At 45.7% G+C, this 14,928-nt stretch carries 17 protein-coding genes; 4 read left to right on the top strand and 13 right to left on the bottom strand.

Annotation, left to right across the window (positions count from 1 at the left end):
• Nucleotides 1-21 precede the first annotated feature (21 nt).
• Entirely contained in the window at nucleotides 22-861 is an 840-nt protein-coding gene (locus AB4Z17_RS21235; RefSeq protein ID WP_441961918.1) for a YwmB family TATA-box binding protein, read from the bottom strand.
• A gap of 181 nt (nucleotides 862-1,042) precedes the next feature.
• Here AB4Z17_RS21235 and AB4Z17_RS21230 point away from each other — a divergent pair, with 181 nt between their 5' ends.
• Nucleotides 1,043-1,411 carry a hypothetical protein gene (locus AB4Z17_RS21230; RefSeq protein ID WP_441908635.1) on the top strand — a complete coding sequence of 123 codons (369 nt, stop codon included), beginning with the start codon at nucleotides 1,043-1,045 and terminating at the stop codon, nucleotides 1,409-1,411.
• A gap of 139 nt (nucleotides 1,412-1,550) precedes the next feature.
• A complete protein-coding gene (locus tag AB4Z17_RS21225; RefSeq protein ID WP_441961916.1) occupies nucleotides 1,551-2,327 on the top strand; it encodes a hypothetical protein in 777 nt (258 codons plus the stop codon).
• Between the two features lie 135 nt (nucleotides 2,328-2,462).
• Here the strand turns inward: AB4Z17_RS21225 and AB4Z17_RS21220 are convergent, their stop codons facing one another.
• Nucleotides 2,463-3,926 (bottom strand): molybdopterin molybdotransferase MoeA, encoded by a 1,464-nt coding sequence (locus AB4Z17_RS21220; RefSeq protein WP_441961914.1) that lies wholly within the window; start codon nucleotides 3,924-3,926, stop codon nucleotides 2,463-2,465.
• Nucleotides 3,927-4,047: 121 nt separating this feature from the next.
• On the opposite strand from AB4Z17_RS21220, the gene mobB reads away from it, so the two are divergent.
• A complete protein-coding gene (gene mobB, locus AB4Z17_RS21215) occupies nucleotides 4,048-4,548 on the top strand; it encodes a molybdopterin-guanine dinucleotide biosynthesis protein B (RefSeq protein WP_441961913.1) in 501 nt (166 codons plus the stop codon).
• 8 nt (nucleotides 4,549-4,556) lie between these two features.
• Here the strand turns inward: mobB and AB4Z17_RS21210 are convergent, their stop codons facing one another.
• From AB4Z17_RS21210 to AB4Z17_RS21185, 6 genes are all read right to left on the bottom strand, one after another.
• Nucleotides 4,557-5,207 (bottom strand): response regulator transcription factor, encoded by a 651-nt coding sequence (locus AB4Z17_RS21210; RefSeq protein ID WP_441961932.1) that lies wholly within the window; start codon nucleotides 5,205-5,207, stop codon nucleotides 4,557-4,559.
• An 80-nt stretch (nucleotides 5,208-5,287) separates the two neighbouring features.
• Complete coding sequence (locus AB4Z17_RS21205; RefSeq protein WP_441961911.1) at nucleotides 5,288-6,064, bottom strand: sensor histidine kinase; 777 nt, start codon at nucleotides 6,062-6,064, stop codon at nucleotides 5,288-5,290.
• A 101-nt stretch (nucleotides 6,065-6,165) separates the two neighbouring features.
• Nucleotides 6,166-6,873, bottom strand: a complete 708-nt coding sequence (locus tag AB4Z17_RS21200; protein ID WP_076270985.1) for a PspA/IM30 family protein — start codon at nucleotides 6,871-6,873, stop codon at nucleotides 6,166-6,168.
• 1 nt (nucleotide 6,874) lies between these two features.
• Entirely contained in the window at nucleotides 6,875-7,354 is a 480-nt protein-coding gene (locus tag AB4Z17_RS21195) for a PspC domain-containing protein (protein ID WP_441908630.1), read from the bottom strand.
• Nucleotides 7,342-8,028: a PspA/IM30 family protein gene (locus AB4Z17_RS21190; protein ID WP_076270983.1), complete on the bottom strand. Its 687-nt coding sequence runs from the start codon at nucleotides 8,026-8,028 to the stop codon at nucleotides 7,342-7,344. Before AB4Z17_RS21190 ends, AB4Z17_RS21195 begins: the two co-directional genes overlap by 13 nt.
• 75 nt (nucleotides 8,029-8,103) lie before the next feature.
• Complete coding sequence (locus AB4Z17_RS21185) at nucleotides 8,104-8,400, bottom strand: LiaF transmembrane domain-containing protein (protein ID WP_076271055.1); 297 nt, start codon at nucleotides 8,398-8,400, stop codon at nucleotides 8,104-8,106.
• A 262-nt stretch (nucleotides 8,401-8,662) separates the two neighbouring features.
• On the opposite strand from AB4Z17_RS21185, the gene AB4Z17_RS21180 reads away from it, so the two are divergent.
• On the top strand, nucleotides 8,663-9,211 hold the full coding sequence (locus AB4Z17_RS21180) for a C40 family peptidase (protein ID WP_441961909.1): 549 nt from the start codon (nucleotides 8,663-8,665) through the stop codon (nucleotides 9,209-9,211).
• Nucleotides 9,212-9,286: 75 nt separating this feature from the next.
• Here AB4Z17_RS21180 and AB4Z17_RS21175 read toward each other — a convergent pair whose 3' ends face one another.
• The 5 genes from AB4Z17_RS21175 to AB4Z17_RS21155 all read right to left on the bottom strand — a co-directional run.
• Complete coding sequence (locus AB4Z17_RS21175; RefSeq protein ID WP_441961907.1) at nucleotides 9,287-10,870, bottom strand: ABC transporter substrate-binding protein; 1,584 nt, start codon at nucleotides 10,868-10,870, stop codon at nucleotides 9,287-9,289.
• Between the two features lie 134 nt (nucleotides 10,871-11,004).
• Nucleotides 11,005-12,552 carry an ABC transporter substrate-binding protein gene (locus AB4Z17_RS21170; protein ID WP_441961905.1) on the bottom strand — a complete coding sequence of 516 codons (1,548 nt, stop codon included), beginning with the start codon at nucleotides 12,550-12,552 and terminating at the stop codon, nucleotides 11,005-11,007.
• An 86-nt stretch (nucleotides 12,553-12,638) separates the two neighbouring features.
• On the bottom strand, nucleotides 12,639-13,577 hold the full coding sequence (locus AB4Z17_RS21165) for a carbohydrate ABC transporter permease (RefSeq protein WP_076270979.1): 939 nt from the start codon (nucleotides 13,575-13,577) through the stop codon (nucleotides 12,639-12,641).
• A 50-nt stretch (nucleotides 13,578-13,627) separates the two neighbouring features.
• Nucleotides 13,628-14,551 (bottom strand): ABC transporter permease, encoded by a 924-nt coding sequence (locus AB4Z17_RS21160; protein WP_441961931.1) that lies wholly within the window; start codon nucleotides 14,549-14,551, stop codon nucleotides 13,628-13,630.
• Nucleotides 14,552-14,725: 174 nt separating this feature from the next.
• On the bottom strand, nucleotides 14,726-14,928 hold a 203-nt coding region (locus AB4Z17_RS21155), incomplete at its 5' end, for a helix-turn-helix domain-containing protein (RefSeq protein ID WP_441961903.1).

Raw genomic sequence — 14,928 nt, 5'->3', positions numbered from 1 at the left:
TTCTAATCAGAGTATACCCATCTATGGGCTCGCCGTCGCATTGGCACTGTATTCACCCGTAATGACAGGCACACCGATCGTCAATGCCGTTTGATCTGAATTTGTCTCTTTATGCAAAGCGATTTGAAGATTGGCTGTTTTCCCATTTTCAACGGTGATGGCTGAATACAGCTTTCGGGTATAAAACATGTCGCTTGTCGTGCCTTTATCTTCATAATGATCCACTGCTTTGGCATCTGTCAGCCTAACCAAACGCTGAATGGCTTGACTATTTTTCGTATAACCTTGTACTTTCATACTCGTCGTAAACGCAGGGGAAATACGTGCGATCTGAGCGGAAACTTCTGCTGTCACTTGCAGCAGCTTATTTTTTTTGGTCATTTCAGTTGGCTTAGTTTCTAATACAACCATAAGCTGCTCGCCATTGCTGTCGATCTGCGTGAGACTAATTGAAACTTGTCCGCCGTATGACGGAATAACGCCAGTGACTGTTTTGCCTTCATTCTGGTTCTGCAACAGTATGCTGCTAGCTTTTCCCGGTTCCTGTGAAAACATTTGCTGAGTAAGCTCCTCCATGGCTCCTTCCTTGCCCGTTACATTCCATCGAATCGACCACTGCGCTCCCTCAGAGCTGCTTTTCATTTGGTCGTCGCTCCATAACCACAGCTCTCCCAAATCATGCTGAAGAAGCTGTTCCGCTGAAGTTGCTTCCTTCGGTTCCCTGTCGGCCTGCCACATCGCCCATGCTGCACATATCAAAATCACAAGCACTGCTAGCATGATTCCAACCTTCGTTTGTTTGGCTCGCTGCCTTGCTGACATACGGTGGCGAGCGGGAGGCGTGTTTTTCGGAATATACATTATTATTCACTCCTGTCCTCTTCCAAATGGGTAAACATCCATACACGTTTGCCTGTAGGTGAATACACTGGTTGCAGGAATGCTGGAATAAATACTTTGAGTTTAGCCTCTCATAGCAAAATGACAATACAACACGCTCAAGCGCTTTATTCCAATTACACTTTGGAGGTGTCATCAGCAAATGGAACGCATTTATCCATTGCACGAAGAAGTCGTCAGTCGTTTTTGCGGGTATCCAGTATGTGTGATTATGAATGACGGCATGCGCCACTTTGGCATACTTAGCTCCTGCGAGAGCGGGAGATTGCATTTAAACGCAGGCTCCGGCGAAACGGAAGCCGCGACCGCAAATGCGAAGCCGCAAGTTTCAAAAAACAAAAAAGGCGGTAAAGGTAAAAAAGAGACGGCTCATAAATCCGCTTCAATGCAAGTTCAAACGCAGGCTTACCCTTATGATCCTTACTATTATGGAGAACGGCCTTATTATCCATGGGGCGAAGCGCTCGCTCTTGATTTGGCTTCAATCGCATTCTTGTTTCTATTGCTGTAAATGGCAAAGCGGCGAGCTCAGCGGAGATGCGCCGCTTTTTTATTTTATTGATGCTGCTGACAGCTTTCGCCAGTCTTTTTAATCACCGTATAGTACGCTGACACAACATATACCAAAGGAGTGAGAAAGGAGTTTTCTAATGAGCACATCGATACGTTCCATTCGAGGCATTGAACGATCCTATGCATACTCCACCGTACAAGCTATTAGCCCTTATGCTTATTATCCTTATCGGGATGGCGAAGCTCAGCAAGCCCCAGAATATAACAAGAGCTTAACGCGCGTTTTCCAGCAAGCTGCTAACAGTGCTGCTTCTTGGCTTAATAAGGCAAAACAAGCGCAGTACGACATCGAGCAGATAAACAAGCAATTAAGTAACGAATTGTACACGGACAAGCCAATTGCAAGCAGCTTGCTTCGCCTTACTGCGATGCTCAATCAGTTGGAGGATCATTACAGAGCACATGCTGATGATTTGAAACCAGAGCTGTGGGAAAGTATTGAGCTGGCTTTGAGGCATCCCGCAGCGGAGGAGATCGGACTGCGACGCAGTACAACAGACGGCAAGTGGATTGCGGATTCTACCTATATCATTTCTTCAGAAAATAGAGACCGAACAGCTAGCCTTATTTCTGTTCAGAACGAAATCAGCAAGAGTTTGCTGCCAACTTCCATCCATATGGAGCAAAAACAAAAGCTGTCGTACTCTTCCAGCCGTATGCAGAGGCTAATGCTTGGATCAGAAGGGATGCTTACTGGCTTAAAATATGCACTTACTTATGCCGAGCAGCATAAGGCCGTTGATCTGCTCCAGTCACCTCTTACATCAACCCTTCCTTACGCTGCTTACTACAGTTCTATGCAAACCTACTCACCAATTCCATATGTTGGATTAGTCTTGAATCGGTTCCTTTAAAGTTAAATCCGAAAGGGCATGCCACGTTCGCAAAGCTTCTTCTTGTCACTCTATGTAAGTGATATATTCGGCTCCTTACCGAGTATATCCTTCCGTTTTATATAATAAAAACCTTTATTTTCACTAAATTCCATGTTAAGGGATAAGAACAACCTCAATCATATCACCCGCTTCCGCTCCTCTCGAGCCTGACGGAATGATTGCTAATCCTTCTGCATCCGCAATGGAAGCCATCATACTCGATTTGGAATAGGCTAGYGGGTCAGCATGCAAGCTTCCATCTTCCGTGCTGATGAGTGTTGTGCGCACAAAACGATCATGGGGACTTGGCTTATTCACAGCTGTCCGCAGTATTGCTTTAACTTTACGAGGCAATGCTTCACTTGCTCCCTGCAATCGCAGCAGCACCGGACGAACGAATAATTCAAATCCGACAAAACAAGCACCGGGATTGCCTGACAAGGCGAGCAGCAGCTTGCCGTTAAGCATTGCTGCTGACGTTGGACTGCCTGGTCTCATCGCAACTTTGTCGAAGAGCACTCGGTTTGCATCTTCACTGCCAGATACACTATTGTTCTTTATCGACCTAATGATGTCTGACATGACATCAAAGTCCCCTACAGATACACCGCCTGTTGTGACAATCAAATCAACATCATCCCATACACTCGCCAAAGCAGCCTCAACGGCATCAGGCTTGTCTTCCAATGATCCGCACATAACCGCTAATCCGCCGCTCTGCTCCACCATAGCAGCGACCATAAAGCTGTTGCTGTCGCGGATCTGTCCCGCCGCCAGCGGAGCCTCGACCGCCAGCAATTCGCTGCCGGTCGCAAATATCGCTACGCGCGGGCGCTTGCCAACCGCCACCTCGGCATAGCCGAAGGTGGCTAGCAGCGCAACATGTCCCGGTCGCACAAGCGTCCCGGGACATGCCAAAGCGCCCCCAAGGCGAAACTCCTCGCCTTGGGGCGCAATGTGCTGGCCTGCCGCGGCGGCGTGCTTAATCAGCACCGCCGGCGAGCCATCGGCCAGCATCGCTTCCGCGGTCTGCTCCAGCATGACAACCGCGTCAGCCCCCATAGGCACAGCCGCGCCAGTCATGATGCGCACGGCAGTGCCCTTCTGCACGGTCGCAAGGGCGAGCTCGCCCGCTGCAACCGAATCAACCACGCGCAGCGTCGCCGGCGTACCTGGCGACGCTGACGCGATATCTGCCGCGCGCACGGCGTAGCCGTCGAGACCCGAGCGCGCGAAGGGCGGCCAGTCGCTTGTCGCAGCTATCGTCTGCGCAAGCCATCGGCCGCCGCTAGCCCGCAGCGTCACAAGCTCGCTGCCGAGGGCTAGCCCATCCGCAGCAGCAAGCAGCCGCTGCTGCGCTTCTTCCACCTTCACAGCCTGCCGTTTGAACCGGCTCATATGTTTCCTCCCACTCTCCTCACCGCGATCAGCCTTATCCATACTTCCGCTCGCTTCACCGCGGTCAGCCTTATCTATGCTCTCGCTTGCCTCACCGCGATTAGCCTTATCCATGCCCTCACTCGCTTCACCGCGATCGGCCATATCCCTACTTCCGCTCGCCCCGCCACTCTCAGTCATATTCACCCTCCGCTCATCTCGTCGCCTTATATAACCTTCGGCAGCTTGTTCAGCATCCATTTTACAATGTATGTTAAACTATTGGCAATTACGGTCATCAAGCGCCATGAAGGAGAAGCCCATGCCATTAATCGTTCAAATCGTTGGATACAAAAATACCGGCAAAACCACATTGGTTTGCCGGCTAACAGAACGCTTCAAACAAGCAGGATATAAAGTTGGGACAATCAAACGCGACGCGCATGATTTTCAGATCGATACACCAGGGACGGATACATGGAGACATCAAGAGGCAGGGGCTGATATAACAGCTATCACATCCTCAAAGCGTACAGCAATTATGAAACAGCATGCTGAACCGCTTCAGCTGTTAATTTCACAAATGACCGAGGCCGACGTTATTCTTATCGAAGGTTTCAAAGATGCCTCATACCCAAAAATCATCATGATTCGAACTGCAGTTGATTCCGAACTGCTCCACAGCGTACCCAACCCTCTTGCAGCCGCGGCTTGGAGTGATGCCAGCTCTGGAACAATAGTTCACCCGTCCATCCCAGTAATCGATGTAGATGATATCGAGCAGCTTTACCAAAAAGTATTATCGATATCCGCTAAGCAGTAGCCCTACACTTATTCGGCAATTCCTTGTCTATGAGCATAAATGGCTGCTTGCGTGCGATCATCCACATCAAGCTTATTAAAAATATTCGTAATATGAAATTTTACTGTTTTCACACCAATGAACAGCTCATCGGCAATTTCTTGATTGGAGCGTCCCTGTGCAACCCGCTTCAATACATCCATCTCGCGCTCAGTCAGCTCATCATGCAGCGGAGCTTGCTCCTGCTGCTTTGGCTGCCGGAAGCGATTCRTCATTTTAGCTGCTACCTGCGACTCCAGTACCGATTGTCCGCGAGCAGCGGCCCTTATCGCATCCGCGATCTCGGTCGCTCGCGACGTCTTCAGCAAATAGCTGAATGCGCCTGCTTCAATAACAGGGTAGAGCTTGCTATCATCCAAATAGCTCGTCAATACAATTACCTTGCATTCCGGGTACAGCTCGAGCAGCTTGGCTGTCGTCTCGACTCCATCCATGCCATCCATAACTAAATCCATAAGTACAACATCCGGTCTGTATGCCTGTGCTAATCGAATGCCGTCCATGCCGTTGCTCGCTTCACCGACAACCTCAATTCCATCCTCGGTATCAAGCACCGCTGCAAGTCCGATGCGCACCATTTCATGATCATCTACAAGCAGAACCTTTATAGGCCGACTCAATTGCTGGGTTGCTTCCACACCTTACACCGCCCTCATTTTTTCGTAAAGCTCATCATTATCTCTAATTATATTACATTCTCTTATGAAACATCAGTGGGCACCCAAATTYCAATGACAGTTCCCTCGCCAGGTCTCGAAATCATCTGCAGGGATCCGCCAATTTCAATTACCCGCTCTTCCATAGTCAGCAAGCCATAGGACGTTTGCACTTTCTGCTTCAGCTCATCCACTAGAACAGTAAGCGCCTGCCCCAGATTTTTTCCGTCCAAGTGGACGGGCCGAAGATGTAGCAGCAACGCGCGCATTTCTGATTGAGCAACGGCAGCCATTTCCTCAATAAGCTGTACCTGACGTTTGGCTCGCTCCCAATCTCGCTCAATCGTTCGACTAACAGCAGTCGCTGTCATCGATATGGCGAATAACTGCTGGCTTACTGCATCATGCAGCTCGCGCGCAAGCCGCTGGCGCTCTTCGATTACTGCGGTGAACTTGACCTTCTTCGCCCAGTTAGGATCAACCTGCTCTTGTTCTGAAATTTCGTTTTCCGTCGTCTCCCCATTGCTTAGCGTAACCGTAAATCGACGTTTTTTTTGCTGCTCGGTCAGCCGCTTCAGCGATTCCTTTAGCTTGGAGTTTTGCAAATAACCGTTTAATGTAGCAGCCGCTAAACCTGCGCCAACGAAAGCTAGTCCGATAATTGCCCATTTCCCTTGAAGCGTGAAGAGATCAACATAACCGATTCCTTGCAATATGATAACAACCAAGCTGACAATGATCAGCAGCCACAATATCGTTTCCGTTACAAGACGCTTGCGGGCCGCATGATTCGAATGGTCGCTCTTATTGCCTTGCTCCATACGGCTCACTTCCTTCTCTTCGCTATTTTAACCACTATGAAGTAAAAAACATATGAAAGAGCAGACCGCAAAACGGTCCGCTTCCTTCATAGCCTATAGTCTTATTCCTCAGTCGGAGCCTTTGTTAATGAAGTTGTTGGGTTTAGCTTGTTTTTTAGTGCTTGCAGCTGCTCATCCACTTTATTTTTTTTCTCAGCATCTGCTGCATTAAAGCTGTTCGAAGAGCTGTTATAGGAGTAAGGCGTGCGCAATACATCTGCTTCAGCCTCTAGCTGCATAATTTTCTCTTCCATCCGGTAGAAGCCGCGTGATGCCGAACCGCTATCAATCGTGTTGTTTGTAGTCAATTGCGCCATTTGCTTTTGAGCTTTTGCTACTTGTGCACGGGAAGCAAGCTCATTGCGCTTGTTGCGAAGCTGGTAGAACTCTTCCTTCATTGCGTGCAGCTGTTGCATCAATTCCTCAGCCTGAGTCTTCGATTGTGCGTGCAAATCAGTATATTCTGTTACCTTTTGGTCAAAATAAAGCTTCTCTTCAAGCAGCTTGCGCGTATGTTCTTCTTGTCCAGCTCTTAGAGCCGCTTCTGCTTTTGATTCACGATCTGCCGCGCTGCGTACTGTTTCTTCCAAGCGCTGCTTCATCCGGCGCTCATTCGCCATTTGTTTAGCTACTGTAACCTCAGCTTGATGAATTTCAGATTCCATGTCACGCAAGTATTGATTTAACATAATAATCGGATCTTCAATTTTGTCCAATGCCTCATTTACCGATGCCTTAGTCATGTCTTTCATGCGTTTGAAAATTCCCATATTAAAAATCCCCCTTCTCGTATTTAGCAATTTTGGCTTTCAATTCTTCAATTTCACGACGTAGTGCTTTTTTCTCCAAATCATCCATCATGCTATCGAACTGTGACGATGTTGTAGGCTGGGATGAAGGTGCCGGTGCACTCCAAGAGCCTGGCGCTTGCGGCGGGTTTTTGTAAGGACCGCCGAAAGGCGAATTTGTATGCTGATCGAATCCTGGGTTATAACCTCCGCCATAACCGTTTCCGTTTCCGTTACCAAAGCCGTTTGGACCGTAGCCGGAGTAGACCGGCGGTTCTTTAGGAACAACCAAGCCTGCGATAATATAGATCAGAATAACAGCTCCGCTTGTGAAGATCGTAACGACTATAAGCAGAATCCGCAGCAGCGTCGCATCCACATTCAACATTTCTGCTAATCCACCGCAAAGACCGAATAATTTTTTGTCTCGAGAAGATCGATACAGTTTTTTCAAGACGACCATCCCTCTTTCTCAAGCTTACGTTTCAGCTGCTCAAGCTCTCGTTCAATAACTGACTGCAATGTGTTGCCCGCTTCGGATACGAATTCTTGACCCATCTTGCGAATGTCGCGAAGACTCTTTGCTTCATGCTCCATGCCGCTTATACGATCCTCCAGCTTTCTAAACACAGAACCCGATTGAATGCCTTGATCACCGAAGCCGCTCGTATATCGAGCGTTCATTCGTTGTTGAAGCCTTAGTGATTCCATACGAGCTGCATAATATTCACGCTTGTCATATACCGATTGGTATTCGCTGCGCATCTCGCGCAGCTGTTCTTCAAGATCAAGCGTGTTTTGACGGCTTTGCTCGAACAGCTCACGGTATTGAATTGAACGCTCTTCGCAGCTAGCTTTCTCATGCAATGCGATTCTTGCCATTTGCTCCTCGCCAGCCTTCAGAGCTGTCAAAGCTTGATTCTCACGGCGTTCCTTTTGCTCTTCAGCTTGCAGCCATTGTGCTTTCAAGTGATTGCTATGTCCTGCATACTGCTGATATAATTTCTCAGCTTGGATAATATCTTCTCTTGTCGACCAGAGGAATTGATCAATCAACCGTACTGGATCCTCTGATTTTTCAAGCCGTTCATTTAATGTAGCGACAGTAATGTCGCGAACTCGCTTCATAATGCTCATTCAATGTCCTCCTTAACGTTTTGCGGTGCAAAACCAGCTTCATCTATCTTTACATTTTATAATGATTCGCAGCAACTAGAATGCTCTGCGTTTGTCTTTCTTAAAGAGGCTCACRCCAGCAACGATTAAGCCGATTGCTAGAAGCAGTAAGATGATACCGCCGAGTTTGCCGAAAATCATCATGCCGCCGATTGCAATAAGTATTCCGCCAATCCATTTCTTATTGTTCGACCAACCGACAACCCCCAATCCGATTAGTATGAACGGGAGCAAAAATCCGAATATTGCACCAAAATGAACTCCGACAAAATTAAGTACCGCGATACTGCCGACGATGACAAGCAACACGCCCAAAGCGCTTTTTCCATTCATCTCCATTTCCAACTCCTTTCGACTATTAGAATTTATTCATTTTTCTTTTCTTGCCTTACGTGTGTTGCTCTTGCTTATGTACTTAGTTTAGATCAATTTCTCCTTTTATAAAACGGACTTTCGGCGGTTTTCTCACTAGACTTAGGTCGAGTGGGCAGCCCGCCTCTAGGGTCAAATGCGGGTTAATACCCATATTTTACAGCTTAAACTACTAATATCCCTGTGTTACGTTATTATCACACAGGAGGTGTATACGCTGCCAATGAAAAACTATTCGATTAAGAAACTCATTGTAGCTGGCTTTTTGACTACCGTATTATTCAATACTGGGGCCATTCCTTTCCAAACAAATGGACATGTCTATGCAGCATCATCATCGGTGGAGAAAATAATTGCAACAGGAATGAAATACTTAGGGACACCCTATGAGTTCGGCTCTGATCGAAGCACAACGAAAACATTTGATTGTTCAGATTTCACCAAACACATATTTGAAAAAGCAGCGGGCGTAACGCTTCCTTCTACCTCTGCTCTGCAAGCAGCTTATATTAAGAAAAATTCAGCGATTCAAACAGACTGGAAAAACCTAAAGCGCGGTGACCTCATGTTCTTTATGTCCTATCACGGCAGCAGTACGGCAGGTTATTCGCGTTTAACGAAGTCAAAACAAACGATAACTCACGTAGGCGTTTATTTAGGCAATGGAAAAATGCTCGATACTTATTCTAAGGAAAGCGGCGGTGTACGAATCGACAACATCAACAATACGCACTGGGAATACCGTTTTGTTTTTGGCGGAAGCGCGCTCTAGCCGTTTTCTTATCATTAAAAAGTGCCGGTCCAGCTACGAAAGCGCATGGCCGGCACAACTTATAAGCTTTGAAGCTTATTTGCTTGCAAGAAATTGATCGAATTGCTTTTGCTTCTCCGCTATTATTTTTTCGATACCTGCCGCTCTCAGCCTCTCGATATACTCGGGCAGTACTTTATCAACATCTACAGATCCTGTTTCAAGCGCAGTTTGGTACTGCCTATCCACATTGCCGACCGCAGCTACTTCAGCCCTTACCGTATCTCCATTAAATACGAAGCCAAGGCCTGGTGAAATTTTTGCCTCTTGGTTAAATTGCTTGAAGCTATTCCACTTCATTGGGTCTTCACTTTCCCATACATAATTTAAAAACTGATTGCCGAACATCCAAGTGGTTCCTGGATTATAATTTTGCGTATACTCGGTTGGCCTGATCACATTTTCACTAACCTTTATATAATGCCTGCCTTCAATCCCGTAGTTCAATAAATTATTTAAGTAAACATCTGTATGCAGCAGATTAATAAACATCATCGCTCGCGCTGGATCTTGTGAGGTCGAAGAGATAGCCAGCATTGACCCCGCGGTCTCTGACGTTGCTATCGTCTTCACATTTAACGGCAGCTGCGCAAGCTTTCCGATCATACCCGTCTGAATCGCCAGCTCTTCACTTTTGCCGGGCTTCAATGCGCCAGTTATTGAAAAAACATCGCCGAATCTCAGCGCCTCGCTGTTCATCGTCTGATTCGTAGCCGCATCTTTATTAATGTACCCTTTTTGAAAAAACTTGCGTGTAATGTGCAGTGTATCTATATAACGGCCCACTTCATAAGCAGGCAAAACCTTAGTGCTTTCTCCATCCTTCAAAATGACCCCAGGAATCGATGTATCTCCTAATGCATCAAAATTCCCAATGTAATGTGTATTAAACGATTCCCCCATCTTCAGATAAAGGGGTGTGATCTCCGGCTTTTTCTCTCGGACAATCTGATAAACCTCATCTAAGTCTTCTATACTTTTCACTTTAGTCATATCTATTCCAAGCTCTTCAGCTATATCCGCGCGATAGATAATGCCTCCCTGCGCAGCAAGCTCCTTGTTTGTTGGAACGGCATAATTATGTCCCTCAATCTTGGCGCCTGCCAGAAATACAGGGTCAAGCGATTGCAAAATGCCTTGGCCATACTGATCTAAAAGCTCATCAACGACTAAGAAAGCACCTTTTGACACATTAATCGCGTGTTTATTCCATTGCGCTGTAAATAAAATATCAATCTTTTCACGTGATGCGATCATCAGATTGACTTTATCGTCCCACGGTCCCCAGTCAATTGGAATGAGGTCTATTTTTGCATTTATTTTCGTTAATAAGTAGTCATTCATAGCCGCTTCTATTTCTTCTTCATCTTTCTGCGGTGCACCTGTATATACAAACTTAAGCGTGTACGCTTTTAATTGATGAATGTCAGAGTTATCGGCTTCATCCATTTCTCCTGAATCTATTGAAACGCTTTCATTATTGATTTCAAGTTGGCTCTTGGCTTCACTATTGCTCCATGCCGGTTCTGTGCCTGACTCATTTGAACAAGCTATAACTAGAAAGAAGCAGGTCAGCAGGAGCATCCTTGCACGCATCAAATGGTACATCGATCGAGTCATACCCGCATAGCCCCCTACTGCATGGATGAATTGCATTTGTTAGCTTAATTGTAAGGAATACACAAAAAATTGCAAGCAAGAAAAACCCGCGCCTTTAGAAGGCGCGGGTTTCATTGATCGTAACAACAGGTTGTTTACTTGCTGGCTAGGAACGCATCAAATTGCTTTTGTTTCTCCGCAACCACTTTATCAACGCCTGCTTCCTTCAATTTCTTATCATATTCAGCTAACGTTTTATCGACGTCGACCGAGCCTGTTTCAAGCGCTCTTTGATATTGACGGATTACGTTTGCCAATGCTCCAACTTCCGATTTCACTGGCTCGCTGTCGAATACGAAACCAAGGCCTGGAGAAACCTTCGCATTTTGGTTGAACTCTTTAAATTTAGCCCACTTATCTGGGTCCTCTGTATTCCAAACATAGTTCAAGAACTGACTGCCGAACATCCAAGCCGAGCCTGGGTTATAGTTAGCAGTATTTCCTGTAGCTGTTATGATTTCTCCACTGCGTGTATAATGGTCGCCTTCAATACCGAAGTTAAGCAAGTTATTGATTTCCTTGTCAGTATGAAGCAAATTAATCAACATCATCGCACGGTCTGGATCCTTAGAAGTGGAAGAGATACCTAGCATCGAACCAGCAGTTTCAGATGTGGCGACTGTTTTTTCTGTCATCATGATTTGAGCAAGCTTCCCAGTCAGGTTAGAAGCGCTTGCAATCTCTGCGTCCTTGCCTGGTTTCATTGGCTCAATTGTAGAGAATACATTGCCTGCCTTCCAAGCGTCTGCTGAAGCAACTTGTGTAGTCGCAGCATCTGCATTAATGTAGCCTTTCTTGAAATAGTCACGAGTCAGATTTAAATATTGCTTGTAGCGATCAAGCTGCTCCATAGGCATCACTTTAGTATCGTCTTTATCTTTAAGAATGGCGCCAGGAATCGTTGAATCGCCCAAGAAGTCGTAATTTGCGAAGAAGTGCGAGTTGAAAGCGCCTGCCGTTGTATACAGCGGAATTAATTCCGGCTTTTTCTCCTTAACGACTGCATATACAGCATCAAGATCTTCTGGTGTTTTCACATTGCTCATATCAATGCCGAGCTCATCGGTAACATCTTTGCGGTAGACGATCCCGCCAGCAGCCGCGAGTTCCTTGTTCGTTGGAACACCGTAGTTTTTGCCGCTAATTTTTGCCCCTTCCAGAAACGCAGGGTCTAATGAATCTTTAATGCCTTGACCGTATTTATCAATCAGGTCACCTAGATCCAGAAATGCGCCTTTGGCAACATATTTAGCATGACCATTCCACTGCGCCGTGAACACAATGTCCACTTCTTCCCTCGAAGCAACCATCAAATTGATTTTATCATCCCATGCGCCCCAATCAATTGGCCTGAGATCAATCGTTGCGTTGATTTTTTCAGTAAGCAGCTTGTTGAGTGCTTCTTCTACTTTTTTCTCATCCGTTTGCGGTGTGCCAGGATATACGAGAGAAATCTGATATGGCTTCAAATCTGATGCTGGCGGCTCTTCATCCTTAGTGGCTGGTTTATCCGTTTCGGCAGCTGGCGCTTTTGTTGGCTCTGCGTTGTTTTTCCCGTTGTTTCCTGAACATGCGGATACAATCAGTACGATGGACATCAGCATGAGAAGAAGCATCGATGTTTTTTGTTTAACTTGCTTCATAGCGGGTGGACCTCCCTCAAAAATTTGGATTATATGCTAAATCGGCGTTGCCGATTACAGCCGTATGATTGCTGATAGCCATGAATTCAACCTTTTACAGCGCCGACAGTCAGCCCTTTTACAAAATATTTTTGAAAGAACGGATATGCAAAAATGATAGGACCGATTCCAACAACAACCATTGCCATACGAACCGTCTCGCTCGGAAACTTAAAGGTGCCTCCAGCCGCAATAATAGCCGCCGCCGCCGTACTGTTATTAGCTAAAAACTGAATGTTCAGCATCGTCTTATACATGAGGTATTGAACAGTTATGTTCGATTCCTTCGTAATGAACACAAGGCTGAGGAACCAATCATTCCAATACGTTAACGTCTGAAAGAGTGCTACTGTGGCAAGTACCGGAAGCGATAACGGCAAAACAATTTTGAAAAAGATCGTCAGCTCTCCTGCTCCATCAATTTTTGCAGACTCCAGAATGGCAACAGGAATGGTCGTTTGGAAAAACGTTCGAATGATTAGAACAAAAAACGCAGCCACTAAAAGCGGTACAATAAGAGCCATTATCGTATCCTTCAAATCGAGCATTTGAACATATACGAGATACCAGGGAACTAAGCCCCCTGAGAAAAGCATCGTAAAAAATACGAAGAAGGTAAAAAACTTGGCATGAGGAAAATCTGATCTGGATATTGGATAAGCATACAGCGCCATGATCATTAAGCTAAGTGAAGTTCCGACAATCGTTACAAAGATAGAGATACCATAGGATCGAAAAATTTGGGTCGCATCCTTAAATAGGAACTGGTACGCTGCCAAATCAAACTTTGATGGAATAAATTGATACCCTTCCCTGACAACTGTACTTTCATCGGAGATCGAAACCATAATAATTAAAATGAGCGGCACGATACAAAGCAACGAATACACTATAAAAAATATATTGATGCCTAGAGAAGCCGGAAGTGATAATTGGTTTTTGATATTAGATCCGGAAGGTATTTTCTCAATCTCAGCTGCTTCCATAGGATCACCTCCAAACAAAATTTTCGTAAATATCCTTCGATTGCACGACTCTAAAACAACGCATTATCTTTATTAATTCGGCGGACCACCCAATTCGAGAAAAATACTAATGCGAAGCCGATTACGGATTGCAGCAACCCTGCCGCTGAGGATAAGCCAATATCACCAACCGTTAGGAATGTGCGATAAACATAGGTGTCGATAACATTCGTTACCGGGAACAACACACCCGATTCCCTTGGCACTTGGAAAAACAAACCGAAATCCGCGTTAAATATTTTTCCGATCTGCAACAGCGTCATAATCGTAATGATCGGYATGATGAGCGGGATCGTAATACTCGTCATTTGCTTCCACTTGCTTGCTCCGTCTATGGTTGCAGCTTCGTAATACTCATCATCTATGCCAATGATGGCTGCCATATAAATGACGGTAAAGTACCCCATGCTTTTCCAGGTGTTAACGATTGGCAAAATGTAAGGCCATACCTCCTGCGTGAAATACCATTGAACCTGTTCAAGTCCAAGCGCCGGCAGCAGCGAAGTGTTCAAATACCCATGCTGATCGCTCAAGAAGCCATAGACCAAATAACTAATGACGACCATCGATAAAAAGTAGGGCAGGAACATAATCGTTTGATGAAGCTTAGCGAGAAAACGGCTTCTGATTTCATTAAGCATGATTGCAAAAGAGAGCGGGAATACCAAGTTCAATACGATAAAACCTGAGTTGTACAGCAGCGTATTCCTTGTAATGATCCAAGCGTCTGACGTTTTGAACAAATACTCAAAATTTCTTAACCCGCTCCAGGCGCTTCCAAATATTCCATCCGCGTAATTAATGTTTTTGAACGCAATTATGATTCCGAACATCGGAATGTAATTGTTCAGCAGCAGCAATACGATGGCTGGCAGCATCATTAGGTAGAACATCCAATACTTGCGAAAAATACGGAGTTGAGACATTTTTTTCATTGAACTCTTCGGAATATAGGCAGCTGTTGTTATCGCTTCCGACGTATGTTTCGCCAACGCCTTCCCCCTCCTCTTTCTAAAACTCTTGTGTTTCATCTAGGTATAATTGTATAAAAAAAAGACGCCGACATCTGTCGGCGCCGTGACCATATTAACGGTACAGTGACTTTTCAATCATACATCCTGAAAGTTTTTACGATACTCTTGCGGTGTAAGCCCTGTCGTTTTCTTAAACAGCTTAGAAAAGTGCGAGAAATTACTATATCCCACGTTTATGGCAATATCACTTATTCGGTTATTTGTTTTTTCAAGCTCGATTCTCGCTTTAGCTATACGCATTCGAACCAAATAATCCGTTAACGAGTAACCCGTTTCCC

The sequence above is a fragment of the Paenibacillus sp. TAF43_2 genome, from assembly GCF_052113545.1.
Lineage (GTDB): Bacteria > Bacillota > Bacilli > Paenibacillales > Paenibacillaceae > Pristimantibacillus.
Note: the sequence above shows the minus strand (reverse complement) of the source record. Positions and strands in the feature narration are given on the sequence as shown.

What these genes read in the sequence shown, in the direction of transcription:
- AB4Z17_RS21165 (WP_076270979.1), bottom strand. Translation starts at nt 13,577, where the DNA reads ATGGAAGCAGCTGAGATTGAGAAAATACCTTCCGGATCTAATATCAAA.
- AB4Z17_RS21175 (WP_441961907.1), bottom strand. Translation starts at nt 10,870, where the DNA reads ATGACTCGATCGATGTACCATTTGATGCGTGCAAGGATGCTCCTGCTG.
- AB4Z17_RS21200 (WP_076270985.1), bottom strand. Translation starts at nt 6,873, where the DNA reads ATGGGAATTTTCAAACGCATGAAAGACATGACTAAGGCATCGGTAAAT.
- AB4Z17_RS21170 (WP_441961905.1), bottom strand. Translation starts at nt 12,552, where the DNA reads ATGAAGCAAGTTAAACAAAAAACATCGATGCTTCTTCTCATGCTGATG.
- AB4Z17_RS21180 (WP_441961909.1), top strand. Translation starts at nt 8,663, where the DNA reads ATGAAAAACTATTCGATTAAGAAACTCATTGTAGCTGGCTTTTTGACT.
- AB4Z17_RS21195 (WP_441908630.1), bottom strand. Translation starts at nt 7,354, where the DNA reads ATGGTCGTCTTGAAAAAACTGTATCGATCTTCTCGAGACAAAAAATTA.
- AB4Z17_RS21225 (WP_441961916.1), top strand. Translation starts at nt 1,551, where the DNA reads ATGAGCACATCGATACGTTCCATTCGAGGCATTGAACGATCCTATGCA.
- AB4Z17_RS21230 (WP_441908635.1), top strand. Translation starts at nt 1,043, where the DNA reads ATGGAACGCATTTATCCATTGCACGAAGAAGTCGTCAGTCGTTTTTGC.
- mobB (WP_441961913.1), top strand. Translation starts at nt 4,048, where the DNA reads ATGCCATTAATCGTTCAAATCGTTGGATACAAAAATACCGGCAAAACC.
- AB4Z17_RS21190 (WP_076270983.1), bottom strand. Translation starts at nt 8,028, where the DNA reads ATGAGCATTATGAAGCGAGTTCGCGACATTACTGTCGCTACATTAAAT.
- AB4Z17_RS21235 (WP_441961918.1), bottom strand. Translation starts at nt 861, where the DNA reads ATGTATATTCCGAAAAACACGCCTCCCGCTCGCCACCGTATGTCAGCA.